We start from the raw sequence: 24,630 nt of genomic DNA, 5'->3' as shown, positions 1-24,630 counted from the left end.
CTCCGTTCATATTCGTGAACGTCTTTCACGAATCTAAATGATCGCTGTAAGCTACGAACGGTTTCATCCGTATGTCAATACATGGTTCGGAGTTTTCACGGACGTCACACGACCCGCCCCGCGCCGATAACCAGATGCCCTTCCGGACCCCGGTGGGGGATGCTGGCCGGTGTGACCCGGCAGCCCACGGAAGTCGAGATCGCCTGCGACGAGTCGGGGTCGGACGGCGAGAACCTGACCGGCGGGAACACCGACGTCTTCGCGCACGGCAGTGTGGATGTGCCCATGGAGGCCGCGTCGGCGGCGATCCGGGAGATCCGCGACCGCATCCGCTCCCCCGCCGAGGAGTACAAGGCGAACCACCTCCTCAGGGAGAAGCACCGGGCGGTCCTGGAGTGGACGCTCGGCCCCTCGGGACCGCTGCACGGACACGCGTACGTCCATCTCACGGAGAAGACCTTCTTCATGGTGGAGCGGGTCGTCGACCTGCTCCTCGGCGACCCGGCCGGCGCCGCTCCCCTCTTCCGCGCGGGCGCGCACACCTTCGGGGACGAGCGCTGGAAGACGTTCCTGACGGCGGCCAACGCCCTGCTCCGGGTACGCGGTGACGCGGACGCCGATCCGGGGGCGCCCGTCGACGCGTTTCTCCGCGCGGTGGACGCCCTGGCCGAGCAGGCGCCGGACCTCCGCGACCGGGACATGACGGACGTGGCGGACGCGCTGAAGCTGCTAGGCGGCGCCCGCTCCCGGGCCGCGGACCACCGGGCCCGGCTGCTGGCCGCCCCCGCCCTGATCCCCGTACTGAACCCGCTGCTGCCCGCGATCGTGCGGACGGCCGCGCGCTGGAGTGCGGGCGGGCGGGCCGTCACGCTGGTGCACGACCGGCAGAACATGCTGACGGAGGAGCGCATCGAGTGGCTCAGGGAGACGGCCCGGATCGACGGGCTGCGGCTGGTCGTCGCGCGGGACGACACACGGGTCCAGCTGGCCGACTTCCTCGCCGGGATCGCCCGCAGCATCGCCTCCCACGAGCTGAACGGACGCGGTGACGCGACGCTGACGGCGCTGCTGCGGCCTTACGTGGCGAGCGGGGCCAGCGGGGCCAGCGGGGACAGCGGTTCCGCCTGGGGTTCCGTCTGGGGCGACGAGCGCAGCAGGCGACGGCTTTTCGGGGCTGTTAACAACTGATCCATCACTGAGTCGTCAGGGCCCTCGCCAACATCAACAACCTTGTCTAGATTGCCGGTTGACACTCGCTCGCAGGTGCCCCAGGAGCTGCTTCCGTGCCCGAGAACTCCCCTGCCGCGTCGCTGCACGCGCGGATCAACTCGCGACAGCCGCACACCGCCCGGATCTGGAACTACTGGCTCGGCGGCCGGGACCACTACGAGGTCGACCGCACGGCCGGTGACCGCATCCGTGAACTGCACCCGGGCATCGGCGAGTACGCCCGCGCGGACCGGCTGTTCCTGGGGCGGGCCGTACGGCATCTGGTCACCGCGTGCGGGATCCGGCAGTTCCTCGACATCGGGACCGGGTTACCGACCGCCGACAACACCCACGAGGTCGCCCAGCGGATCGCGCCGGACGCCCGGGTCGTGTACGTGGACAACGATCCGCTCGTCATGGTCCACGCCCGCGCCCTCCTCACCAGCACGCCCGAGGGGCGCACCGACCATCTCGACGAGGACCTGCGCAACGTCGACGCGATCCTCGAACAGGCCGCGCGCACCCTGGACTTCACCCGTCCCGTCGCCCTGATGCTGCTCGGGGTGGTCATCTTCCTCGGCGACGACGAGGACCCGTACGGCGTCGTACGACGGCTGCTGGACGCCCTTCCCCCGGGCAGCCATCTCGCGCTGTCGCACACCATCACCGGACCTGGGCTGGCCGAGGTGGACTCGGCGGTGCGGTACTGGAACGCGCACGGCACGCCTCGGCTGGTCCAGCGCACCCCGGAGGCTGTGGCGCGCTTCTTCGACGGGCTGGAACTCCTGGAGCCGGGGGTCGTGTCCTGCTCGCGCTGGCGGGCGGAGAGACCCTGCCCCGGGGAGGACGAGCCGGCCGAGGTCGCCATGTACTGCGGAGTGGCCCGCAAACCCTGACGGGATCTTGGGCCGGGTGAACACGAACACCCCCTGCCACGTATGGAAGTGAGGGCCACTCAACGACCGGAGGGCCCCGCGGTGTCCACACCGCGAGTTCGGGGTTCGGGAGCCATTGATGAGGCACGCACGACGACGGATCGTCCGGCGAGCGACACGGCTGGCGGCCGTCGGCGGAGTCATCCTCGGCGGACTGATGGTCACCCAGGCCGTGGCGACCGAACCGCCGCAAGTCACCGATCTGCCCCTCAGCTCCGCCCAGGCGGCCGGCACCACCGGCAGCGGCCTCGTCAGCGAACTCGGCACCGAGCGTACGGCGGGCAGCTGGATCGCGGACGACGGGAAACCGGTCGTCGCGGTGACCGACGAGGAGGCCGCGGCGGAGGTCAAGAAGGCGGGCGCCCGGCCCAAGGTCGTCGACTACAGCATGGACACCCTCAAGTCCGCGACGGAGACGCTGCGTTCGGCGCCGCGCGTGGCGGGCACGGCTTGGTCGGTCGACTACACCAAGAACGAGGTGGTCGTCCAGGCCGACACCACGGTGTCGAAGGCCGACTGGGCCAAGCTGTCCGCGGTCGCCGAGGAGATCGGCGGCTCGGTACGCATGGAGCGCACCCAGGGCACCTTCACCACGCGGATCAACGCGGCGCAGCCGATCCTGTCGACCGGCGGACGCTGCTCGGCGGGCTTCAACGTGACCAACGGAACGGCCGACTTCATCCTCACGGCCGGGCACTGCGGGCCCAACGGTTCGGTCTGGTTCGCGGACTCCGGGGGCGCGCAGGAGATCGGCAAGACGATCAGCAGCAGCTTCCCCATCAACGACTACTCGCTGATCCAGTACGACGGCGGCTCGGCCGGTGACGGCGCCGATGTCGTCGCCATCGGCGACGGCCGGGGCGTACGCATCACGGGCGCGGCCGATCCGACCGTGGGCCAGAAGGTGTTCCGCAGCGGCAGCACCACCGGGCTGCGCAACGGCGAGGTGACCGGGCTCAACGCCACGGTCAACTACCCGGAGGGCACGGTGTCGGGCCTGATCGAGACCACCGTGTGTGCCGAATCCGGCGACAGCGGCGGCCCGTTGTTCTCCGAGGGCATCGCGCTCGGGATCACGTCGGGCGGCAACGGCGACTGTACGGCCGGCGGTACGACGTTCTTCGAGCCGGTGACGAAGGCGTTGAGCTCGCTCAACGTTCGGCTGATCGGGCAGGCGGGGCAGGCTGCCGCGCCGGCACCGTCCGCTACGGCTACGCAGAGTGCGATTGCCCCCGGGGACGCTCAGCCGGGGTCGGTGGCGCCGGTTACGGGTGGGTCCGCCGGGGAGGCGTTGTTGGAGCGGCTCTCGGATCCCAAGAACGTGGGGCCTGGGCTGTTGATCGTGGGGGGCAGTCTGATTGCTCTGGTCGCTACGCGGTGGTTCCGGGTTGAGCAGGATCGGCGGGATTATCGGCGGTCCTACTCGGCTACCTGGAGTTGAGAGCTTCAGCCGTCGACGGGTGGTTCGTTTGCCAGCGGCCGGTGGGGGCTGGTCGCGCAGTTCCCCGCGCCCCTTAGGTGGGGCCTCCGGCCCCCCAAAGGCGGCGGACACACTGAAGGCCGGGGCTTACGCGCTGCTCTGCGCGGCCCCGGCCCTGCTGTTGCTCTGCTGAACGAAAGTGTTACGCGTCGTGCCCGGGGTGCGGGGAGACCGCGGCCCATTCGGCTACGAGCTGCTGATAGGTCAGCCGCTGCTCGGTGCTGAGGATCCCGCCCGACCGGAGCCAGAGGGCCCGGATCTCTTCGTTGACGTCGGCTGCCGATCGATCAGGGGCGGATTGAAGAGTGGTGGACATGCTGTGAAGCATATGACGACACCCGTGAAAGCCGAATCGGTTGAAATCGACCTTTCCGACATTACGGACCGTGTTGCTGATCACGTCCATCGGCCGCCCCGAGCACCAGCACCTGGATGGCGAGTACGGCGGCCCCGCGCGCCCAGTCATGGAAGTCGGAGACCTTGGTCTCCAGGTTGACGGGGTCGGCGAGCGGATGGCGGTTGGCTCGGATGCTCTCCTCCACCGCGCCACCGACCGCCTCGACGAGCCCGACGCCCTCTCCGGCCAAAAGGATCTTCTCGGGCATCGCGAAGTTGGCGATCTGGGCGACCAGCGTGCCGAGGGCGCGTGCCGCCTCGTCGACGACGCGGGCGGCCATGGGCTCACCGGCGGCGGCCCCGGTGAGGATCTCCTCGTACGTCAGGTCGTGGCCGGTGGCGGCGCGGATCTGGTAGCGGATGCTGGGGATGGTGAGCAGGGAGATGGCGCTGCCGCGCTCCCCGTCGGGGGTGAGCGGCCCGTTCGGGTTGACGATCCAGCGGCGCCCTATGCCCAGGCCGTCCTCGGAGGACGGGATCCGTCGGCCGCCGTTGACCAGGCCGTAGCCGAGGCCGGCTCCTATGGTGAGGACCGCGAAGCGGTCCAGGCCCCGGCCCGCGCCGAACCAGCTCTCGGCCTCGACGAGGGCGTTCACGTCGTTCTCCACGACCACCCGCAGGCCGGTGCGCTCCTCGACGAGGGCGGCGAGCGGGACGTCGTACCAGTCGAGGAAGACGGAGTCGGCGACCACCGCACGGTTATCGACGCGTCCGCCGACGCCGATCCCGATACCGGCCACGGCGGGATGGGCGGCGGTCAGCTCCGCCGCCAACTCTGCGACCACGTCGGCCACTTGGGCCGGGTCATGGGTGGTGAGGGGCCGGTCGAGGCGGGCGACGACCTCGCTGCGGAGGGTGGTGACGACGCCGTAGACCATGTCCGCGGTGATCTTGAAGCCGAGGAAGGCCCGGGACTCGGCGACGACGTCGAGCGGTTGCGAGGGGCGCCCCTGCCGCACCTCGGCCGGGGAACCGGCGTCGGGCACCTCGACGAGCAGGCCCGATTCGAGCAGCGGTTTGGTCAGCCGGGTGAGGCTGCCGGCCGAGAGGTCGAGCCGCCTGGCGAGTTCGGCGCGGGACAGTGGGCCGTGGACGAGCACCTCGATAGCCACCGAGCGCTCCCCGGGGCTCAGCGGCGGCCAGCCGTCGGCCAGTGCGGTCATGACGATCAGACCCCTCACCTTTTCTTTCGACCTGGAACTAACAGGGCGATCATACGTCTCGATACGCCTCGATCACTGTCCCGAAAAAGATATCTCCCCGCACCTTGACGGATGGATTCTTTCGCCTCGAAAGTAAGTGCCCTGAGGACGAGCCGCCGACGAGCAGACGAGGGAGTCGCTCCATGACCGTCGCCTCCACCAGCCCACCCCTGCGTCGACCACGCGGCGACGGCGCGCTCGCGGCGCTCTTCGTCGCCCCGGCGATGCTGGGCTTCCTGGTGTTCCTGCTCTGGCCGACGCTGCGGGGCGTCTACCTGAGCTTCACGCGCTTCAACCTGTTGACCCCGGCCGAGTGGGTGGGGCTCGACAATTATGTCCGGATAGTCAACGACCCCATCTTCTGGGACTCGTTGACGGTGACCGTCGAGTACGTCGCCATCAACATAGGTGTGCAGACGGTGTCGGCGCTCGCCATCGCCGTACTGCTCCAGCGGCTGACCCAGTCGGCGGTGCTGCGCGGGATCGTGCTCACCCCCTATCTGATGTCGAACGTCGTCGCGGGCATCGTCTGGCTCTGGATCCTCGACACCCAGCTCGGCATCGGCAACGAGATCGTCGCGGCCCTCGGCTTCGACCGCATCCCGTTCCTCGCGGACGAGACCTGGGCGATCCCGACGATCGCGCTGATCAACGTGTGGCGGCACGTCGGCTACACCGCGCTGCTGCTCTTCGCCGGGCTCCAGGCCATCCCGAGCGACATGTACGAGGCGGCCAAGGTGGACGGGGCGAGCGAGTGGCGGATGTTCTGGCGCATCACGATGCCCCTGCTGCGGCCGATCCTCGCGGTGGTGCTGATCATGACGGTGATCGGCTCGTTCCAGGTGTTCGACACGGTCGCGGTGACGACGGCGGGCGGTCCGGCGAACGCCACCAACGTCCTCCAGTACTACATCTACGGCTCCGCCTTCGGCCGCTTCCAGTTCGGCTACGCCTCCGCGATGTCGGTGGCCCTGCTGGTCGTGCTGAGCGCGATCACCTTCCTCCAGTACCGGCTCACCCGGGCCGGCCACACCGACCTCGGCTGACCGGACCGGAAGGAGCACACACACCATGACGACTCTGACTTCACCGGCCCCGACGCCGACACCGACCAAGGTGGTCGTACGACCGCTGCGGCGCGGGCCCTCCCTCGGGCGGATCGCCGCCTGGGCGGTGCTGGCCGCGATCCTGCTGGTCACCCTGCTGCCGTTCTACTGGATCCTGCGCACCGCCCTGTCCACCAACGCGGGCCTCGCGGCGAACCCCTCCGACCCGCTGCCGGTGGGCCTCACCACCGGCGGGTTCGAGCGGGCGCTCGGGCTCCAGTCGACCAAGGAGGCCATCGCGCAGGGCGGTGCGGGCGGCGGTCTGGACTTCTGGCGCTATCTCCTCAACTCGGTGCTCGTGTCGACCCTGATCACCGGCTGCCAGATCTTCTTCTCGGCGATGGCCGCGTACGCCTTCGCCCGGCTGCGCTGGCGCGGCCGGGACACCGTCTTCGGGCTCTTCCTGGCGGGCCTGATGGTCCCGGCGATCTTCACCCTGCTGCCGAACTTCGTTCTCATCAAGCAACTCGGCCTGGTGGACAACCTGTTGGGGATCGCCCTGCCGACGATGTTCATGACGCCGTTCGCGGTGTTCTTCCTGCGCCAGTTCTTCATGAACATCCCGCGCGAGGTCGAGGAGGCGGCCCTGCTCGACGGCGCCGGCAAGGTCCGCGTCTTCTTCCGGGTGCTGCTGCCGATGGCGTCCACACCGGTCATCACGCTCTCGATCCTGACGTACATCACCGCCTGGAACGACTACTTCTGGCCGCTGATGGTGTCGTACAGCGACAGTTCACGGGTTCTCACGGTGGCGCTGGCGATCTTCCGGGCACAGACACCCCAGACCGGTGTCGACTGGTCGGGGCTGATGGCGGCGACGCTCATCGCCGCGCTGCCGATGGTCGTGCTGTTCGCGTGCTTCGCACGGCGCATCGTGAGTTCCATCGGCTTCACGGGCATCAAGTGACGGCGTCGACGGCGTCAACTGAGAGGACGGACATGCGAATTCGTACGGTCGTGGCGCTGACCGGAGCCCTGGTGCTGTCCCTCGTGACCGGCTGCGCGCAGGGCGGGGCGGGCAGTTCGTCGTCGGACACGGTGACGTACTGGCTGTGGGACGCCAACCAGCAACCCGCCTACCAGGCCTGCGCGAAGGACTTCCAGAAGGAGAACCCCGGACTGACGGTGAAGATCACCCAGTTGGGCTGGGACGACTACTGGACCAAGCTCACCGCGAGCTTCATCGCGGGCACCCAGCCGGACGTGTTCACCGACCACATCGTGAAGTTCGGCCAGTTCGCCGACCTCAAGGTCCTCGAACCGCTCGACGACCTCGGCATCGACGAGTCCGCCTACCAGCCCGGCCTCGCCGCCAACTGGATCGGCCAGGACGGCCACCGCTACGGCGCCCCGAAGGACTGGGACACCGTCGCCCTCTTCTACAACCGCAAACTGACGGACGCCGCCGGTCTCACTGCCGCACAGCTCAACGGCCTCTCCTGGAACCCGAAGGACGGCGGCACCTTCGAGAAGGCGGTCGCGCACCTCACCGTCGACGAGAACGGCAAGCGGGGCGACGAGCCCGGCTTCGACAAGGCCAACGTCAAGGTGTACGGCCTCGCCACCAACGGCGCCGGCGACGGTGACGGCCAGACGCAGTGGAGCACGTTCGCCGCCTCGGCGGGCTGGACCTACACGAACGAGAAGCGCTGGGGCACCGAGTACCAGTACGACAGCAAGACCTTCCAGTCGGTGATCAAGTGGTACTTCGGTCTGGCGAAGAAGGGCTACATGGCCCCCTTCACGGACTACAACATCGCGTCCAACCAGGCCAACACCCAGGTCGCCTCGGGCAAGGCGGCAGCGGCGTTCGACGGCGCCTGGATGATCTCGTCGTACGACGGCTTCAAGGGCCTGGACGTCGCCACCGCCGTCACTCCGGCCGGGCCGACGGGCAAGCGGGCCACGATGATGAACGGCCTCGCCGACTCCATCACCAAGGGCGCCCACAACAAGGCGGGTGCCAAGAAGTGGGTCAAGTACCTGGCGTCCGCCGAGTGCCAGCGCACGGTGGGGAGTTACGGCACCGTCTTCCCGGCCACGCCCGACGGCACGAAGGCCGCGGTGGCCGCGTACAAGAAGAAGGGCATCGACGTCTCGGCGTTCACCAGGCCGGTCGCCGACGAGAAGGCCGGCGGGAAGGAGTACGCCACCTTCTCCTACCCGATCACCAACTACGCGGCGGACGTCTTCGCGTTGATGCACCCGGCCATGCAGGACATCTTCGGCAACGGCAGGTCCGTGACCAGCCTCGACCGGACCAACAGCCAGATCAACCTGATCCTCGACCAGTGACGGCAACCGGCACACCGGTCGAACAACGAATGAAGGGCACGCACTCCATGACGTTCTCCCTCGGCATCGTGGGCGCCGGGCAGTTCTCCGGCCAGTTCGCCAAGCTGTTCCTCGCCCATCCGGGCGTCGGCGAGGTGTACGTGACCGACCTCCTGCCGGAGCGGGCGGACCAACTGGCCGCGACGGAAGGCCTGTCGGGCACCTTCCCCTCGTACGAGGCGATGCTGGAGTCGCCGGCGGTCGACGCGGTGGCGATCTTCACCCAGCGCTGGACCCACGGCCCGCTGGTCCTCCAGGGGCTCGGCGCGGGCAAGCACGTGTACTCGGCGGTTCCGATGGCGGTCAGCACGGCGGAGATCGAGGCGATCATCGAGGCCGTACGGGCCACCGGGCTCACCTACATGATGGGTGAAACGAGTCAGTACAACCCGGCGACCGTCCACGCCCGCAACCGGATAGCCGAGGGCGCCTTCGGCAGGCTCTTCTACGCCGAGGGCGACTACGTCCACGACATGGACCTCGGGTTCTACGAGGCCTATCAGTACAGCGGCGGCGAGAACTGGAAGGCGACCGCCAGCTATCCCCCGCTCCTCTACCCGACGCACTCGGTGGGCGGGGTGCTCGGCGCCTGGCAGACGCACGCGGTGAGCGTGTCGGCGATCGGGGTGCGGGACGAGCGCGGCGACGGCGTCTTCGACAAGGAGGTCAGCCAGTTCGGCAACGACTACTCCAACGCGAGCGCGCTGTTCGAGGTCGCGGGCGGCGGTTCGTTCCGTACGAACGAGTTCCGCCGGGTCGGCTACCCCTCGCAGATCCGGGAGTCGCGCTTCCGGTTCTTCGGTACGGACGCGAGCATGGAGCAGCTCGCCACGGTCGCCTTCTGGCAGGACAAGAAGGGGGTCACGGACATCAGCGAGCTGCTGGAACCCAAGCCCACCATGGCTCCTGACGATCCGTCACTCCAGCACATCGCCCCGGACCTGCGGGCCGCGTTCACCTCGGGCTCGGCCCCGGTGCACGACCGCTCGCGCCTGCCGAGGGAGTTCGACAACCTGCACAACGGCCACGAGGGCAGCCACCACTTCCTGGTCGACGACTTCGTGACGGCGGTCAACACCCGCACCCTGCCGACGGTGAACGCGTGGGTCGCCGCCCGCTACACCCTGCCGGGCATCGTGGCGCACGACTCGGCGCGGCAGGGCGGGGCTCGGCTGGAGATCCCGGACTTCGGGGACGCGCCCGAGGCGTGAGCCCCGCTCCTCGGCGGCGGGAGCGGGGGCGGCCGGGTGCTGTCAGGTGCCCGGCTTGCGCCCGTAGACGAAGACGTCGTCGCCCTTCTTCAGGAGCGACCAGTACTTCTTGGCGGTCGTCTTCGTCATGTTGACGCAGCCGTGCGAGCCCGGCGGGTTCCACATGCTGAGGCCGACCGAGTGGAAGGCCTGGCCGCCGTCGAAGAACTGGCTGTACGGCATGGGCACGTTGTAGATGGACGAGACGTGGTCGATGTCCCGCCAGTAGATCTTCTTCAGTCCGGTGCGGGTCTCGTAGCCGTTGCGGCCGGTGCGGACCGGCACCGGGCCGTAGACGAGACGGCTGCCGTCCTGGATCCAGCTGAGCTGGAGCGTGAGGTTGACGCAGGCGATACGGCCCTTGTTCGTCGGGCACTTGCCTGCCTTGTTGGGCTTGTTGCCGACGGCCCGCTGCTTCAGCATCAGGTCCATCACTCCCCAGGTGACGGGACCCGCGTAGCCCTGGTTGGGGGTGATGCCGTGCTTGTTCTGGAAGGCGCGGATGGCCTTGCAGTCACCGACCGACTGCACGCCGTCGACGGGCCGTCCGAGGAACTTCTCGACCTTCTTCTGGTACGGGCCGGTCTGTGTCGTACAGCTCGCGGCCTGCGCCGGGGCGGTGCCGAGCACCAGCGTGAGCGGCGCCACCAGCGCCGTGATCCCGAGCGCGACGGCGCCTCGTCTGCGTGCGTCCCCCATGGTGGAACCTCTCTCGTGCGTACTGCGTGCGGGTGGTCATGTGCGTTGTCTGCGAGCTAGACCGGCGTTTCGGGTGATCGGTTGTGGTAAAGCGCGGGCCGGGACGAAACGGTGACATTGCGGCCGGGGATCTACGTCGTCTCCTGCTCCGTTTTCTGCCCCGTCCCCGGCTCCGCGACCCTGCGGAACCCGGTATTGACGGCCGTGAGGCCGCCGTCGACGCGCAGGGTGGTGCCGGTGATCCAGGCCGCGTCGGACGAGGCGAGGAACGCGACGGCCGCAGCGATGTCCTCCGGTTCGCCGATCCGCCCCAGGGGGTACAGCTCGCGCAGCGCCTCAAGTTCCTCGTCACGGCCCGCCCAGGCCGTCGTCCGTACGGTGCCCGGCTCGACCAGGTTGACGCGGACCCCACGGGCGGCGGCGTGCCCCGCGAGGGTACGGGTGAGGGAGGCGAGGCCCGCCTTGGCCGCGCTGTAGGCGTGGTTGCCGAAGGACTGGACGCCGTTGACGGAGCCGATGCTCACGACGGCGCCCCGGCCGGAGGCCACCAGGTGCGGGAGTGCGGCCCGGCAGCAGCGGTAGGCGCCCGTCAGGGTGAGGTCGAGGTCACGGTCCCAGGTCTCGTCGAGCTGGTCCTCGAACAGCGGGACGTCGGGCGTACAGCCGTAGGCGTTGTTGACCAGGACGTCGAGCGAGCCGAAGGACGCCACGGCGTGGGTGACGGCGCCCTCGACCGAGGCCCGGTCGGCCACGTCGCACACGAACGCCTCGACGGCCAGGCCTCGTTCACGCAAAGCCACCGCCGTGCGCTCGGCCGCGTCGAGGTCGACGTCGGTCACCAGGACCCGCGCGCCCTCCTCGGCCAGCCTCCGCGCGGTGGCCGCGCCGATCCCCCGGGCCGCGCCCGTGACCAGAACCCCGTATCCCTCGAAGCGCCGCGACGATGTCATGGACAGACGGTACTGTCCCGGAGATCAACTGGGCGGATAACGTGCGGACATGTCCGCGTTCATTCAGCAACTCCCCGCGCTCATCGGTGTCGTCATCGGCGCGCTCGGCTCCTACTGGGCCGTCGCACGAGGGGAACGTGTCCGCTTCCGCCGGGAACGGGAGGCCCGTTGGGAGGAGCGGCTGCTCGGGTGTACACGGACTACGCGCGGGTGCTCAAGAAATCGGTCACCCTGACGTACCGGGTCGCGGCGAGCCTCGGCAACGACCCGCACCCGCATCCGCTGACCCCCGAGGAGGCGGCACCGCTCATCGCCGAGGCCACCGTCGCCAGGGACCCGTACGGGGAGGCACTGCTTCTGCTGGGCGACCCCGAGGTGGTGGCGAAGGAACGGGAGTGGGTCGCCACGCTGCTGGAGATGGAACGGTTCCTGCGGGAGCGGACTGAGGATCCGCAGGCCTGGCAGGCGTTGCTGGAGCGCCAACGGGCCGGGCGCGAGGGCTACTACGCGGCCGTACGCAACGATCTGGCCCTGCCGCCGGGCCACTCGGCGCGCTGGCCGGTCCTGCCGACTCCCGGAAACGCGGGGGACCCGACAGGCCGCACCTGAGGTACCCCTACCGGTATCCGCTCGCGTCCGCCGGTTTCCCCGCGTCCTGGACCTCGACCATGTAACGCCAGGCGTCCGGACGGCTGCCGTCGAGGTCGGTGAAGCCGTACACCTGGGCGAGCCCGCCGCTGGAGAGGGACTGGCCGTTCCAACGGGACAGGTCGGGATCGGACGCCAGGGCGGTCACCGCGCGGCCCACGAAGCGCGGGGTCTCCGAGATGGCGAAGTGTGGGATGCGTTCCAGGGCGTCCCGCCAGTTCTCCTCGCCGACGCCGAAGTGTTCGAGCATCATCTCGGAGCGCAGCCAGCCGGGGGTCAGCGCGACGGCGGTGGCGCCGCGCGGGCCGAGTTCATGGCTGAGGGCGAAACCCATGCGCAGCACGGACGACTTGGCGAGGTCGTAGAAGAAGGAGAGCCGGTAGTTGTCCCGGTTGTATTCGGCGGTGCCGTCGGTCATCTCGACGACCAGGCCGCCGGGGTTGCGCAGCAGCAGGGGCAGGGCGTGGTGGCTGGTGATCGCGTGGGTCTCGACGGCGAGGCGCAGCAGCCGCAGCCCGTTGTCCAGGTCGTGCTCCCAGACCGGGCTCTCCCACTCGAAGAGGTTCTCGCCGCCCCAGATGTCGTTGACGAGGACGTCGAGCCGGTTCTGCTCCTCGGCGATACGGTCCACCAGTGCCTTGACCTGGGTGGGGTCGAGATGGTCGGTGGGTACGGCGATGCCGTGGCCACCCGCCGCGGTGACCAGGTCGGCGGTGTCCTCGATGGTCTCCGGCCGGTCGTACTCGGAGCGCTGCCGCCGGGTGCTGCGTCCGGTCACGTAGACGGTGGCCCCGGCGGCCCCGAGTTCCACGGCGATACCGCGTCCGGCTCCGCGGGTCGCGCCCGCGACCAAGGCGACCTTGCCCGCCAGTTCTCTGTCCTGCCGCATGTCCGTGTCTCCTCCGCGTGTGACCACTGGCCCGACCGGCCCGGCCCACGGACCGGCGTCACGTCCAGGGTGTCGCCAATTCCGGACATCCGCTGTCCGGTATTCCGCTCACGGCGTGCCTCAGTGCGGGCAGGTGCTCCGCCAGCGGGACCAGGCCCACGTCCTGTCGGCGTTCCTCGACCGTCTCCGGGTGGCGGATCGGGTACGGGCAGAGCGTGCCGGCGTCGATGCGGGTGCCGTAGAACTGCGGCTGGCCCAGTTCGACCGCGCAGTGGTCGGCGATGTAGGCGTGGTGCACGGCCGGGCAGCCGCCGTCCGCCACGGCCTCGGCGATCAGATCGCGGCAGGTCAGCTGGAAGCCGAGGTCGGCGGTGTGCAGCAGGATCATCAGGGCCGCCGTGGAGGCGGGCTCGCCGACCTGACCGGCCTCCGGCCAGCCGCGCCGGGCCACGGCCGCCCTGAGGGCGTCGGCGTTGGCGGCGCGGCACCGGGTGACGAAATGCCGGTTGAGGGCGGTGGGGTCCTCGCGGGCCCGCCGAGTCAGATGCTGGTCCTCCTCGGCCCTGCGCACCAGTTCGGCGGCCAGGGCGGCCAGGGCTGCGGGTGGCGGTTCTGCCGCCGGACCTTGTGCGTTCTCGGTCTCCATGGGCGGTGCGCTCCTCATACCGTTCTCCTGCCCCCGACGACCTTCACGTCTTCTCTCCTGTGACCAGCGAGAACCACACCTTCTTGCCCGGGGTGCCGGGGTCCGGCGGTGCCGTGCCCCAGTCGTCCGCGAGCGCGGCGACGATGGACAGTCCCCGGCCCGACTCGGCCGCGGTGCCGGACGTACGCGGCCGGGGCAGCATGGGTGAGGGGTCCGACAGTGTGACGCGCAGTTCGTGCTCCGTGTGTTCGAGGACGAGGGCGATCGCGTCGGCCGGGCCGGCGCCCGCGTGCCGGACCGCGTTCGCGAACAGCTCGTCCGTCGCGAGGACGGCGTCGTCGAGCAGGTGCGAGAGCTGCCAGAGGGTGAGATGCGCGGCCACCGTGCGCCGTACCCAGGCCGCACACGAAGGGTGCGCGGCCACGGCGACCTGGAACAGGCGAGGCCTGCTGAGGGAGATCAAGGGAGCCTCACCATGTAGTTCACGTACACGTACCCGTCCACACACCCGTCTGCGCCTGCGCCTGTGTCCACGTCGTCCATGCGGTCCAGGCGTTCCGTCCGGTCCCGGTGGTCCGTCCGGTGCGGTCCTCGCGGGCCGCCCGGTCCGATGTCGTCCACCGTCCGCCACCCGGCGCGGTACACGGAGGTCCGGCGACGGCCGGGTAAGCCAGGCGGGTATGCCGCGGGTGCCGTCATGAGGACTCCTTCCGGTGCGCCGGAGCGCCGGTGGCTGTTGTCGAAGACAACAGCACCGGGGGTCTGCCGGGACAGGGAGTGCGGGGGTTGTCCGGTTGCATATGCGTAGTGGCGGGGGCGGTAGGTTCCCGTTCATGGAGTACGTGAACGAAGGCCGGGCCACCGGCTCGCGGTACCGCTCCGGCGGCCCGGCCGGGGTACGGGGCAAGAGGGTGCTGGTCACCGGGGGCACCCGGGGGCTCGGCGAGCGCATCGTGCGGCTGCTGCTCGCGGAGGGCGCACTGGTGGCGACCTGTGCGCGCACGGAGTCCGGGCTGGCGGCGCTCCGGGCCTCCCTGGACGAGGAGTCCCGCAGCCGGCTGCTCACCGAGGTGCTGGACGTGGTGGAGCCCGATCAGCTGGAGGACTTCACCGACACTGCGGCGAAACGTTTCGGCGGGGCTCTCGACGGGGTCGTCGCCTGTGTCGGGGGTTCCCGGGGCGGGCGCCTCGAACGCTCGGTCGCGCAGGACTGGACGGCGACCTGGGAGCTGAACGCCGGTCACACGGTCCGGCTCGTCCGGGCCGCGCTGCCGGGGCTGCGGGCGGCCGGCGGCGGCTCGGTCGTCGTGATCGCGTCGATCTCCGGGTGGAAACCGGGACCGTACGCGCAGTACGGCGCGGCCAAGGCCGCCCAGATCCACCTGGCGACCTCCCTGGCCCGCGAACTCGGCCCCGACCGCATCCGCGTGAACGCGGTGTCCCCGGGCTCGATGCTGATCCCCGGCCGCCGCTGGGACCGGATGCGCGTGGAGGAGCCGGAGGCGTACGCGGCGTTCACCACCGCCGAACTGCCCGGCGGCGAGCCCGTCACACCGGAAGAGGTCGCGGACGTGGTCGCGTTCCTCCTCTCCGACGCGTCGAGCGGCATCTCGGGGGCACATCTGCCGGTGGACCGGGCACAGAACTCGCCTACGCCGGAGGGGTATTGAGGGGGCGGTGGGGGTGGGGGTGGTTGAAGAGGGGCGGGTGAGCGAGCCGGGCTGGGCTGGGGGCGCTCGGTGGCCCGGTGGCCCGGCCGCCTGGTGGCTGGGGGCTGGGGGCCGCGTAGTTCGGTGATTGGGTGGCTTGTGGCTGAGTGGCTCAGCCACTGGTGGATCTGTGGCCGAGTGCCTCGGTGGCTGGGTGGCTCACCCACTCGATGGTTCGGTAGCCGGGCGGCTCACCCACGCGGTGGCTCAGTGGCCCGGCGGCTCGGACACCTGACGGCCCGGACACCTGACGGCCCGGACACCTGACGGCCCGGACACCTGACGGCCCGGTGACCGGGCGGCCCGGTGACCGGGCGGCCCGGCGGCTCAGCGGCCCGGCGGCTCGACGACCGGGCGGCTCGGCCGCTCGGCCGCTCGGTGGCTCGGTGGCCGGGCGGCTCGGTGGCCGGGCGGCTCAGCCACCTGGCGCTGGTCCCCTACGGCTCCTCTCCCGGATCGCTCTCGCGGGTGTGCGGTAAGTTCCCCGCCATGACTGGACTCGAAGGGGTCGTCTGGCCGCCTGCCGCGATAAAGACCGCGCGGCTCGTGCTGCGTGAGTCCGAGGCCCGGGACCGTGCGGTGTTCGTCGAGTTGTTCGCCTCGGCGGAGGTGCACACCTACCTCGGTGGCCCCCAGCCCCGTGACGAGCTTGAGCGCGAGATGCCCGGGACGCCCTCGCGGTGGCCCGGGAGCTTCGTCGTCGATCTCGACGGAGCGATGATCGGCCAGACCCTGCTCAGGAGAGCGACGGAGCACCGTCGCCCGGCTGCCGCGGGGAAGGCCGACCTCGGCTATCTGTTCCTGCCGCGGGCGTGGGGATTCGGGTACGCCGCCGAGGCGTGCGCGGCGGCACTCGACTGGTTCGACGGCGTCCTTCCCGGTGAGCCGGTGGTGCTCACCACCCAGAGCGCCAACGACCGCTCGATGCGCCTCGCGGCAAAACTGGGGTTCACCGAGGTGGAGCGGTTCCAGGCCTGGGACGCCGAACAGTGGCTCGGTCTGCGGTCTCCGGTGACGCCGTCCGGCTGAGCCAGGCAGGCCCGGACCCCGGCAGCCCAGTTGCCGTCCGGAGCAGCCGGGATCCGGCTACGCCACCGCCCCCAGCACCGGGCGTGACCGTCTCTCGAACTCCTGCACAATCGCCTCCCCGCGATGGGGAGCCAGCCGCCCCCGGAAGTCGCGCAGGGCCTGGATCGAGCGTTCGCTGTGGACGCCGCTCAGGGCGTCGAGTGCCTCCGTGGCCGTGCTCAGCGCCTCGTCGAGGCGGTGCTGTTGGAGATGGGCCGTCGCCAGTACCGAGCGGCTGATGGCCTGGCGTCGGCGGCGGTCGGCGTGGGCGCGTACGGACTGCTTCGCGGTGTCCTCCGCCTGGGCCGCCCAGCCCAGGTCCCGGAAGCACACCGCCGACTCCGCCTCCAGGTAGTGGTGGTCCAGGAAGCGCACCCAGGGCGACTCCTGGTCACTGCCCCGGCTCGCGGCCAGTTGCTGCTCGGCCGCGTGCAGGGCGTCCGAGGTCTCGCGGGCCCGGCCCAGTGCCGCGTGTCCCCGGGCGGACATGGCGTACAGCCGCATGAGGCCGAGCGGGCTGCCCGCACCCTTTGCCGTGGCGAGGCCGGCCCGGGCCAGGCACACGCCCTCGTCGGGCCGGCCGAGGCTGGTCGCCAGGTGGGACAGGCCGGCCAGGATCTGCCCGCCGAGCACCCGGTCGCGCCCCTCGGCGCAGAGCCGCAGCCCCTGGGTCATATAGCGCTGGGCGAGCCCGTACTCCCCCGCGTCGTACGAGCTCCAGCCGGCCATCGCCGCGAGGCGGGCCGCGGCGGCGAACAGCTCGCGCAGCTGGGCCGGGGCGACGCCGCGCTGCTGGAGCATGGGGATGATCTCGGTGGACAGGTAGTGCACGATGCTGGTGCGGACCCCGCCGCCCCCGTAGTGGTTGTCCATCTCGTCGAACATGCCGATCATCGCGTGGACCTGTTCCACGGGACCGGCGGCGCCGGATGGCGGCACGGCAACCGATACGGCGACCGGCACGGGACGGACACCGCCCGCGGCGGGGACCCCGTCACCCGCTCCTCCCTCGTTCTCCAGCAGCCAGAGCAGCCACTCGCGTTGAGGGTTCGTCAGGGCGCCCGCGACGAACGGGACCGTGCCGAGGAGCGTGCGCCGGGAGATGTCGGTGGAGCCGAGTTCCGCCAGGGTGTGCAGGGTTTCCGCCACGTCGTCGCCGTACACGAGTGCTCTGCCCACGACGGGGCGTTGCTGGTCGGGCACGAAGCCGAGGTCCGCCGGGGAGAGCGGGCGGGCCAGCCGCTCGCTCAGCACCGCGGCGATCAACTCGGGTGTGCCGCCCCGGGGCTGCTGGCCCTGGAGCCAGCGGGTGACCGACGCCTTGTCGTAGTTGGTGTCCACGCCCTGACGGCGGCCCAGTTCGTTGACGCGGTGCGCGAGTGAGGCGTACGAGCAGCCGGCGTCCTTGAGCGCGGTCGCCAGCGTCTTGTTGACTCCGCCCGCGCCCTTGCCGGGGCTTCTCGGTTGTCCGTTCGTCACGGCGGCCATCCAGGTCTCGCATCACGTCGGTGTGGGGCTTCGGACCCGTCCGGAGCTGCCGGGACGTCAACTTCCCGGCGGACGGACGAGGTTCGGTGACGCCGCCGCGCCATGTGCGGCAGGTCACTCGATCACTATGGTGACCGACAGGCACAGCTCGCAACCTTCGTTCTGATAATTTCAGAATGAAGCGCAAAGGCCTGTCGGTGTCAACCGAAGACGTGGCACACTGCCCGCTGTGACGGCGGTCCCCGGAGGTCCCACGTGAGCGAGAACCGCTCAGGCGGAAGTGCCCCCACTGTCCTTCGGATGGTCCTCGGAAAGCGGTTGAGGCATCTGCGGGAGCAGGCAGGGGTGTCGTTCGAGGACGCCGCACGGGCGATCGAGGTCACGCCGTTGACGGTCCGCCGGATGGAGAAGGCCGAGGTCGGCCTCCGCATCCCCTACGTGAAGGAGCTGCTGCGCACCTACGGGGTCCTGGCCAAGGAGGTCGACGACTTCCTCAAGCTGGCCAGGGAGGCCAACAAGCCGGGCTGGTGGTACAAGTACCGCGATGTGCTGCCGGACTGGTTCAGCGCCTATGTGAGCCTGGAGAGCGAAGCCACCGTCATCCGGCTCTACGAACCCCACTACGTCCCCGGCCTGTTGCAGACCCACGATTATGCCGCCGCGCTGCTGCGCATCGGCTTTCCCAACGAGAGTCCCGAGGACATCCGGCGCCGGGTCGACCTGCGGCTGAAGCGCCAGGATCTGCTCGACAAGCCCGAGGCGCCCGCCGTCTGGGCCGTACTGGACGAGACCGTGTTGCGCAGACCCGTGGGCGGGGTCGAGGTGATGCGGGCTCAGATCGACCACCTCAGCGAGGTGTTGGAGTACCCGAAGGTCCGTATCCAGATCATGCGCTTCGCCGTCGGCCCGCACCCCGGAGCCTTCGGCCCCTTCCACTACTTCCGCTTCGGCTTCTCCGAACTGCCCGACGTCGTCTACACGGAGAGCCTCGCCGGCGCGCAGTACTTCGACCAGCCCGCCGACGTCGTGACGTACCTGGAGGTACTGGACCGGATGTCCGTTCAGGCGGAGCCGGTCGCTCGGACCAGGGAGACCCTGGCAGCACTGCGTAAGGAGTTGTGAACCATGGCAACCAACGGCCCCATCCACAGCGGGATGCCCGCGTCCGAACTCGGCTCCGAGGGCTGGCACAAGCCCTGGAGCGGCACCAACGGCGGAAGCTGCGTCGAGGCCAAGCGACTGCCCGACGGCAGCGTGGCGTTCCGGCAGTCCAAGGACCCGGACGGGCCCGCGCTGGTCTACTCCCGGGACGAGATGGTGTCGTTCCTGGAGGGCGCCAAGTCCGGCCAGGCCGACTTCCTGATCGCCTGACCTGAGCCGCCGGCGCACTCCGCCGACGTACGGCGCACCACCACACCCGCACAACCGGACAACCCGCACGCGCACTCCCGCCGTGCGCAGGTCCCGTACACACTGAGGGAGTTGACGCACAACCGCGCGCACCACTGTGCACACCTCATCTGTGCGCACATCGCTCGTGCACGCATCACTCTGAAGGGAGCGGCATGCGTACGCCGCCTCGCGCCCCGGGTCGAGCCATGCCGCCCGGACGTGCCGGCACTCCCCTGCCGGGCCGCTCCCCCCAGGGCTGGGACGACCCCGCGATGAGCCTTCCGCAGACCGTCGCGGCGGCCGTCGCCGCGCACCGGACCCTGGTCGTCGAGGGCCAGGAGGGCATCCGCCGGACCCGGCTGTTCGCCGAACTGGCCCGCGCCGGCTTTCTGTTACGGCGGCTGCCGGGCGGTCTGCACCATCTCGACCCGACGCTGCCCTACCGCGACCTGCTGTCCACGCCCGGCCGGCTGGTCGTCGACGGCGGCATCGTCGGGGAACTCGTCTACGGGCCGTTGCGCCACGGACGTTCCCGGGTGACCTGGATCCAGGCGCTCGACTTCGCCGAGGCGGTCGCCGAACGTGACGGCGCCATGCTCCATCTGACCGGCGATCCGTCCGGCGACCAGCGCGGCGACGACGGGTCGGAGTCCACGGCCGCCGCCCTCGCCTACGCCCGGGTGTTCCGGACACTCGCCCAGCACGTGCCCGTCGTGACCGTCGGAATCGCCGAGCTGTCAGTCGAGTTGTCGGCCGATTCTCCGGTCGAACTGCCCGCCGAACCGGGTCGCCGCATCCGTGCACCCGCGTCCCGCCAGCCCCAACTCCGGCAGACAGCACGGAAGTTGACGGTAGGTTAGCGAAGTCCGCGTGAGGCGAGTCAGGAGAACCCCGATGACAGACGGCCGGCCCACCCCCGACCAGGAAGCACTGTCCAAGATCGACACCACGGTGCCGCACTCCGCCCGTATCTGGAACTACTGGATGGGCGGCAAGGACAACTACGAGGTCGACCGCCAGGCGGGCGACGAGTACCGCGAGATCGCCCCCAACATCGAGACGATGGCCCGGGCCTCACGCGTGTACCTGATCCGCGCGGTCACCTTCGTGGCCCGCGAGTGCGGTATCCGCCAGTTCCTCGACATCGGCACCGGCCTGCCGACGTACGACAACACGCACCAGGTGGCCCAGAAGGTGGCCCCCGAGTCGCGCATCGTCTACGTCGACAACGACCCACTCGTCCTGCGGCACGCCCAGGCGCTGCTCACCAGCACCCCCGAGGGCACCACGGACTACGTCGACTCGGATCTGCGCGAGCCCGAGAAGATCATCGAGGCCGCGAGCCGGTTCCTGGACTTCGACAAGCCGGTGGCGCTGATGCTGATGGGCATCCTCGGTCACATCCAGGACTGGGAGGAGGCCAAGTCGATCACGCACCGCCTCCAGGCCGCCCTTCCCCCGGGCAGCTATTTCGTGCACTACGACAGCACGGACACCGACGAGGAACTCAAGCGCGCCCAGCAGGGGTACGACGACACGGGCGCGGTCCCGTACGTGCTGCGCAGCCCCGACAAGCTCAACGCGCTCTACGAGGGTCTGGAACTGCTGGAGCCGGGCATCGTCTCCTGCCCCCTGTGGCGCCCCGAACCCGGCACCTCGCCGAAGCCGACGGATGTGTACGGGGGGATCGCGTACAAGGCGTAGGACCTGTCCGGCGGACGGGTCCTGGGCGAGCCCCCGGGCGGCCGGGCGACTTCCGCTGTACCGAACGGTCGTGTTTAATGTCAGCCTGTCGATCGACAGGATTCCTGGCAATAGCCCGACCGAACGGAACCGCATGTCCCTCCTGGCCAGGCCGGCGGTGGCCTCCCTCATCGCCAAGGCGGTGCAACGTCTCGTCATGCTGGCGGACCGGCGGACCGGCGGGCGGGGTTCCACCGCCGCGGCCCACGCCCGTCTTCCCGAATTCCCGCGCGACACCAGTGAGTTGACGGTCCCTTCCTCGGTCGCCCCCGCCCGGGTCACGGTCTACCGGCCCGTGACCGAGGACCCGGCCCCGCCGGTGCACGTCAACTTCCACGGCGGCGGTTTCATCATGGCCGTGACGGAGACGGACGACGCCTTCTGCCGTGCCGTCGCCGCGCTGGCGGGCGTGGTGGTCGTCAACGTCGACTACGTCGTCGCGCCGCAGCACCCGTTCCCGGCGCCGCCCAAGCAGGCGTACGACGTGGTCCGGTGGATCGCCGAGCACGGCGCCGAACACGGCTGGGACGGCACCCGGCTCACCGTGGGCGGGCAGAGCGCCGGCGGCGGTCTCTCGGCGGCCGTGGCACGCCAGGCCCTGGAGGAGGGCGGCCCCTCGATCGCGCTCCAGGTCCTGCACTACGCGCCGCTCGACCTCGCGACCCCCGCGAAGGACAAGCGGGCGGCGATCGCCAAGCCGATGCTGCGCCCGTGGATGGGCGAGGTGTTCGACAGCGCGTACGTCCCGGACCCGCGCGAGCGCGCCGACCGGCTGGTCTCCCCCGCCAACCCGAAGGAGACCGCGGACCTCAAGGGCATCGCCCCGGCCTTGATTGTCACGGCCGCGCACGACCGCCTCCACGCGGAGAACGTGCGCTACGCCGAGCGGCTGCGGCAGGTGGGGTCGCTGGTCGAGCACCATGACGTGGCGGGGGTCGACCACGGCTACGACCTCAACGACGACGAGAATGCCCGGGAGATCTACGCCTTCATCGCCCGGCACGTACGGCAGGCCACGGCGGACGACTGACGCCCGCGCCAGTGGCTGCCGGTGTTCATCGCGTTCATCGGAGGGTGAGGGGGGTCTCCGTCTGAGCGTGGGTCAGTTTCTCGGGGTTGCGGACGTAGTAGAGGCCGGTGATACGGGCGTCCTCGACGCGGATCGCCAGGATCCCGTCGAGTTCGCCGTCCAGGTGTACGGCGAGTGCGGGGCTGCCGTTGACCATCGTGGGGGTGACGGTGACCGGGAGCTTGTTCTTGCCCAGGCCGCCGGCCAGGAAGCGTGCGACCTTCTCGGCGCCGGTGATGGGGTGCAGGGCCGCCTGCTTGATGCCGCCGCCGTCGCCGACCAGGATGACGTCCGGGGCGAGGACGTCGAGGAGAGTCTGCGGGTCCCCGGTCTCCAGTACGCGCTGGAACGATGCCAGGGCAGCGCGGGTCTGGGCCGGGGAGACGGTGTGGCGGGAGCGGCGGGCGTCGACGTGGCGGCGGGCCCGGTGGGCGATCTGGCGGACGGTCGCGGGGGTCTTGTCGACGGCGGCGGCGATCTCGTCGTAGCCGGTGTCGAAGACCTCGCGCAGGACGAAGACGGCGCGTTCGGTCGGGGAGAGGGTTTCGAGGACGAGCATCAGGGCCATGGAGATGCTTTCGGCGAGTTCGACGTCGTCGGCGACGTCCGGAGCGGTCAGCAGCGGTTCGGGCAGCCACTGGCCGACGTAGGCCTCCTTGCGGCGGTTCATGGTGCGCAGCCGGTTGAGGGACTGGCGGGTGGTGATCCGGACCAGGTAGGCGCGCTGGTCGCGGACCTGCGCGAGGTCGACCTTGACCCAGCGCAGCCAGGTCTCCTGGAGGACGTCCTCGGCGTCGGCCGCCGAGCCGAGCATCTCGTAGGCGACGGTGAAGAGCAGGTTGCGGTGGGCGACGAACGTCTCGGTCGCCGGGTCGGTCTCATCGGTTCTCGGGCGTGCGTCCACAACATGGTCCATTTCGTCTTCGTTGGCAGTTGACGGCCGTTCCTCTACAGGGAGACGTTGCCCGGCGCTCGGAATGTGACACGCCGAGCCGTGGCTCAGGCCGCCGGCTCGGTGGTGGTCCGCTCCTGGTCGAGTCGGGTCTGGAGCAGCTGCCCGCGCCGGGCGTCCTTGCTCCACCAGGTGCGCACGCCGGGCTTGCGTGCCTCGTACGACAGCTGCCAGGGGATGCTCCGGCAGATGAGTTCCTTGGTCTTCGCGCCCGGCCGGCCGCCGAGGTAGTACTTCTTGGCGGTGTCGTCCTTGGTCATGAGCTGAAAGATGCCGGCGCGACGACCCAGGCTGATGCACGTGCCGACGAACCCCACCTCGACGGGCGCGGGCCGCTCCCCCGCGATCCGGCTCAGCAGCGTCTCGGCGGCCTGCGGGCCCAGCTGGACCGCGGCCTGGCAGCTCATCCGGAACGGCAGGTCCGACGGGGCCGCCGAGTCCCCGGCCGCGACGATGCGCGGGTCGTCGACGCTCGTCAACGTCTCGTCCGTGAGCAGGCGGCCCAGGGCGTCGGTGCGCAGTCCGCTGCGGGCGGCCAGGTCCGGCACGCCGAAACCGGCGGTCCAGATCGTCACCGTGCTCGGCAGCTCGCGGCCACCGGCGAGCCGTACGGCATCACGGGTGACCGCCGTGACCTTCGTGTCGGGGCCGTCGAGCACGGTCACCCCGAGTGCGGTGAGCCGCTTGGCCACCGAGCGTCGCCCTCGCGGGTGCAGGGACGGGCCGAGCGTCCCGCCGCACACCAGGGTCACGGTGCGGCCCTGCTCCGCCAGCTCGGCGGCGGTCTCGATACCGGTCGGCCCGCCACCGACGACGGTCACCGGGGCGGTGGCGGGCGCGGCGTCGAGGACCGGCCGCAGCCGCTGCGCCTCCTCCAGACCGGCGATCGGGTGGGCGAACTCGGCGGCGCCGGGCACGCTCGGGGCCGCGCTGCGGCTGCCCACCGCGTAGACGAGGTGGTCGTAGCGGACGGGGGCGCCGCTTCCGAGGGTCACCGTGCGTCCGGGCGCGTCGATGCGGGTCGCGGTGTCCACGACCAGGTGGACCTTGTCGGCGAGAACCTTCCGGTAGTCGACGACCGCGTCGGCGGTGCCGCCGACGAGTTGGTGGAGGCGGATGCGGTCGACGAAGGTGGGGCGGGGGTTGATCAGGGTGACGGTGATGTCGGTGCGCTGGGTGAGCCTGTTGGCGGCCATGACGCCCGCGTAGCCGCCGCCGATCACGACCACATCGATGTTCTCGCTCATGGTGTCTCCTCCGTTTGGCCGACGCCCCTTGGGGTGGGGGTTCGGTCTCAAGACACCGGTCGGTCGGGGGCTGTGACAGGTACGGCAGATTTTTTTTCGCCCCCGCCGCCCCTACCCGTCCCATCCGGGACGCGTTGGAGCGGCTGGCGTCCGACGCGGGGTTCGCCGCGGAGGACTGGTCGTCGTCGGTGCGGTTGCTGTGTCGGATGTGCTCGGAG

24 protein-coding genes and 1 pseudogene are annotated in these 24,630 nt (G+C 70.3%); 15 read left to right on the top strand and 10 right to left on the bottom strand.

The window, feature by feature from the left end; all coding sequences use genetic code 11:
• Positions 1-171: 171 nt before the first annotated feature.
• The 3 genes from ACWDR4_RS45085 (at position 172) to ACWDR4_RS45075 (ending at position 3,585) form a co-directional block, all read left to right on the top strand.
• Positions 172-1,188 carry a hypothetical protein gene (locus ACWDR4_RS45085; protein WP_450417379.1) on the top strand — a complete coding sequence of 339 codons (1,017 nt, stop codon included), beginning with the start codon at positions 172-174 and terminating at the stop codon, positions 1,186-1,188.
• Between the two features lie 95 nt (positions 1,189-1,283).
• The gene (locus ACWDR4_RS45080) at positions 1,284-2,105 is read left to right on the top strand and encodes an SAM-dependent methyltransferase (RefSeq protein ID WP_450417377.1); all 822 of its coding nucleotides are present in this window, start codon (positions 1,284-1,286) and stop codon (positions 2,103-2,105) included.
• Positions 2,106-2,223: 118 nt separating this feature from the next.
• Positions 2,224-3,585 carry a S1 family peptidase gene (locus tag ACWDR4_RS45075; protein WP_450417375.1) on the top strand — a complete coding sequence of 454 codons (1,362 nt, stop codon included), beginning with the start codon at positions 2,224-2,226 and terminating at the stop codon, positions 3,583-3,585.
• Between the two features lie 181 nt (positions 3,586-3,766).
• On the opposite strand, the gene ACWDR4_RS45070 is transcribed toward ACWDR4_RS45075, so the two are convergent.
• Both ACWDR4_RS45070 and ACWDR4_RS45065 read right to left on the bottom strand, forming a co-directional pair.
• Complete coding sequence (locus tag ACWDR4_RS45070) at positions 3,767-3,952, bottom strand: hypothetical protein (RefSeq protein ID WP_235472719.1); 186 nt, start codon at positions 3,950-3,952, stop codon at positions 3,767-3,769.
• A 49-nt stretch (positions 3,953-4,001) separates the two neighbouring features.
• Positions 4,002-5,183, bottom strand: coding sequence for an ROK family transcriptional regulator (locus tag ACWDR4_RS45065; protein WP_450417373.1), 1,182 nt, complete (start codon positions 5,181-5,183; stop codon positions 4,002-4,004).
• A 182-nt stretch (positions 5,184-5,365) separates the two neighbouring features.
• Here ACWDR4_RS45065 and ACWDR4_RS45060 point away from each other — a divergent pair, with 182 nt between their 5' ends.
• From ACWDR4_RS45060 to ACWDR4_RS45045, 4 genes are read left to right on the top strand one after another with little or no spacing between them, the layout of a single operon-like run.
• Positions 5,366-6,268 (top strand): carbohydrate ABC transporter permease, encoded by a 903-nt coding sequence (locus ACWDR4_RS45060; protein WP_450417371.1) that lies wholly within the window; start codon positions 5,366-5,368, stop codon positions 6,266-6,268.
• Positions 6,269-6,293: 25 nt separating this feature from the next.
• Positions 6,294-7,235 (top strand): carbohydrate ABC transporter permease, encoded by a 942-nt coding sequence (locus tag ACWDR4_RS45055; protein ID WP_450417369.1) that lies wholly within the window; start codon positions 6,294-6,296, stop codon positions 7,233-7,235.
• 32 nt (positions 7,236-7,267) lie between these two features.
• Positions 7,268-8,623 (top strand): ABC transporter substrate-binding protein, encoded by a 1,356-nt coding sequence (locus tag ACWDR4_RS45050; RefSeq protein ID WP_450417368.1) that lies wholly within the window; start codon positions 7,268-7,270, stop codon positions 8,621-8,623.
• A gap of 47 nt (positions 8,624-8,670) precedes the next feature.
• A complete protein-coding gene (locus tag ACWDR4_RS45045) occupies positions 8,671-9,873 on the top strand; it encodes a Gfo/Idh/MocA family protein (protein WP_450417367.1) in 1,203 nt (400 codons plus the stop codon).
• 42 nt (positions 9,874-9,915) lie between these two features.
• Here ACWDR4_RS45045 and ACWDR4_RS45040 read toward each other — a convergent pair whose 3' ends face one another.
• Both ACWDR4_RS45040 and ACWDR4_RS45035 read right to left on the bottom strand, forming a co-directional pair.
• Entirely contained in the window at positions 9,916-10,611 is a 696-nt protein-coding gene (locus ACWDR4_RS45040) for a L,D-transpeptidase family protein (RefSeq protein WP_450417365.1), read from the bottom strand.
• A 131-nt stretch (positions 10,612-10,742) separates the two neighbouring features.
• Complete coding sequence (locus ACWDR4_RS45035; protein ID WP_450417364.1) at positions 10,743-11,561, bottom strand: SDR family NAD(P)-dependent oxidoreductase; 819 nt, start codon at positions 11,559-11,561, stop codon at positions 10,743-10,745.
• Between the two features lie 49 nt (positions 11,562-11,610).
• Between ACWDR4_RS45035 and ACWDR4_RS45030 the strand changes: the two are divergent.
• A pseudogene (locus ACWDR4_RS45030) lies at positions 11,611-12,170 on the top strand (hypothetical protein).
• Between the two features lie 7 nt (positions 12,171-12,177).
• On the opposite strand, the gene ACWDR4_RS45025 reads toward ACWDR4_RS45030, so the two are convergent.
• Genes ACWDR4_RS45025 through ACWDR4_RS45015 form a run of 3 tightly spaced genes read right to left on the bottom strand, consistent with a single transcriptional unit; the run spans position 12,178 to position 14,207 of the window.
• Positions 12,178-13,098, bottom strand: a complete 921-nt coding sequence (locus ACWDR4_RS45025) for an SDR family oxidoreductase (protein WP_450417362.1) — start codon at positions 13,096-13,098, stop codon at positions 12,178-12,180.
• Positions 13,099-13,156: 58 nt separating this feature from the next.
• Entirely contained in the window at positions 13,157-13,744 is a 588-nt protein-coding gene (locus ACWDR4_RS45020; protein ID WP_450417361.1) for a DUF6624 domain-containing protein, read from the bottom strand.
• 43 nt (positions 13,745-13,787) lie between these two features.
• Positions 13,788-14,207, bottom strand: a complete 420-nt coding sequence (locus tag ACWDR4_RS45015; RefSeq protein WP_450417360.1) for an ATP-binding protein — start codon at positions 14,205-14,207, stop codon at positions 13,788-13,790.
• Positions 14,208-14,577: 370 nt separating this feature from the next.
• Between ACWDR4_RS45015 and ACWDR4_RS45010 the strand changes: the two genes are divergently transcribed.
• Together ACWDR4_RS45010 and ACWDR4_RS45005 are read left to right on the top strand one after the other, a co-directional pair.
• Entirely contained in the window at positions 14,578-15,414 is an 837-nt protein-coding gene (locus tag ACWDR4_RS45010; RefSeq protein ID WP_450417359.1) for an SDR family NAD(P)-dependent oxidoreductase, read from the top strand.
• Positions 15,415-15,942: 528 nt separating this feature from the next.
• A complete protein-coding gene (locus tag ACWDR4_RS45005) occupies positions 15,943-16,482 on the top strand; it encodes a GNAT family N-acetyltransferase (protein ID WP_450417393.1) in 540 nt (179 codons plus the stop codon).
• 57 nt (positions 16,483-16,539) lie between these two features.
• Here ACWDR4_RS45005 and ACWDR4_RS45000 read toward each other — a convergent pair whose 3' ends face one another.
• Positions 16,540-18,009 carry a hypothetical protein gene (locus ACWDR4_RS45000; protein ID WP_450417357.1) on the bottom strand — a complete coding sequence of 490 codons (1,470 nt, stop codon included), beginning with the start codon at positions 18,007-18,009 and terminating at the stop codon, positions 16,540-16,542.
• Positions 18,010-18,309: 300 nt separating this feature from the next.
• On the opposite strand from ACWDR4_RS45000, the gene ACWDR4_RS44995 reads away from it, so the two are divergent.
• From ACWDR4_RS44995 to ACWDR4_RS44975, 5 genes are all read left to right on the top strand, one after another.
• Complete coding sequence (locus ACWDR4_RS44995; RefSeq protein WP_450417355.1) at positions 18,310-19,131, top strand: helix-turn-helix domain-containing protein; 822 nt, start codon at positions 18,310-18,312, stop codon at positions 19,129-19,131.
• Between the two features lie 3 nt (positions 19,132-19,134).
• Positions 19,135-19,380 (top strand): DUF397 domain-containing protein, encoded by a 246-nt coding sequence (locus ACWDR4_RS44990; protein ID WP_389356625.1) that lies wholly within the window; start codon positions 19,135-19,137, stop codon positions 19,378-19,380.
• 194 nt (positions 19,381-19,574) lie between these two features.
• The gene (locus ACWDR4_RS44985; RefSeq protein ID WP_450417353.1) at positions 19,575-20,261 is read left to right on the top strand and encodes a hypothetical protein; all 687 of its coding nucleotides are present in this window, start codon (positions 19,575-19,577) and stop codon (positions 20,259-20,261) included.
• A gap of 34 nt (positions 20,262-20,295) precedes the next feature.
• On the top strand, positions 20,296-21,105 hold the full coding sequence (locus ACWDR4_RS44980; RefSeq protein ID WP_450417351.1) for an SAM-dependent methyltransferase: 810 nt from the start codon (positions 20,296-20,298) through the stop codon (positions 21,103-21,105).
• Between the two features lie 133 nt (positions 21,106-21,238).
• The gene (locus ACWDR4_RS44975; protein WP_450417350.1) at positions 21,239-22,174 is read left to right on the top strand and encodes an alpha/beta hydrolase; all 936 of its coding nucleotides are present in this window, start codon (positions 21,239-21,241) and stop codon (positions 22,172-22,174) included.
• 34 nt (positions 22,175-22,208) lie between these two features.
• Here ACWDR4_RS44975 and ACWDR4_RS44970 read toward each other — a convergent pair whose 3' ends face one another.
• Together ACWDR4_RS44970 and ACWDR4_RS44965 are read right to left on the bottom strand one after the other, a co-directional pair.
• Positions 22,209-23,129 (bottom strand): RNA polymerase sigma-70 factor, encoded by a 921-nt coding sequence (locus ACWDR4_RS44970; protein ID WP_450417348.1) that lies wholly within the window; start codon positions 23,127-23,129, stop codon positions 22,209-22,211.
• Between the two features lie 83 nt (positions 23,130-23,212).
• Positions 23,213-24,412 (bottom strand): NAD(P)/FAD-dependent oxidoreductase, encoded by a 1,200-nt coding sequence (locus ACWDR4_RS44965; protein WP_450417346.1) that lies wholly within the window; start codon positions 24,410-24,412, stop codon positions 23,213-23,215.
• Between the last annotated feature and the right edge of the window lie 218 nt (positions 24,413-24,630).

This window comes from Streptomyces sp. NPDC000878, assembly GCF_053599695.1.
Note: the sequence above shows the minus strand (reverse complement) of the source record. Positions and strands in the feature narration are given on the sequence as shown.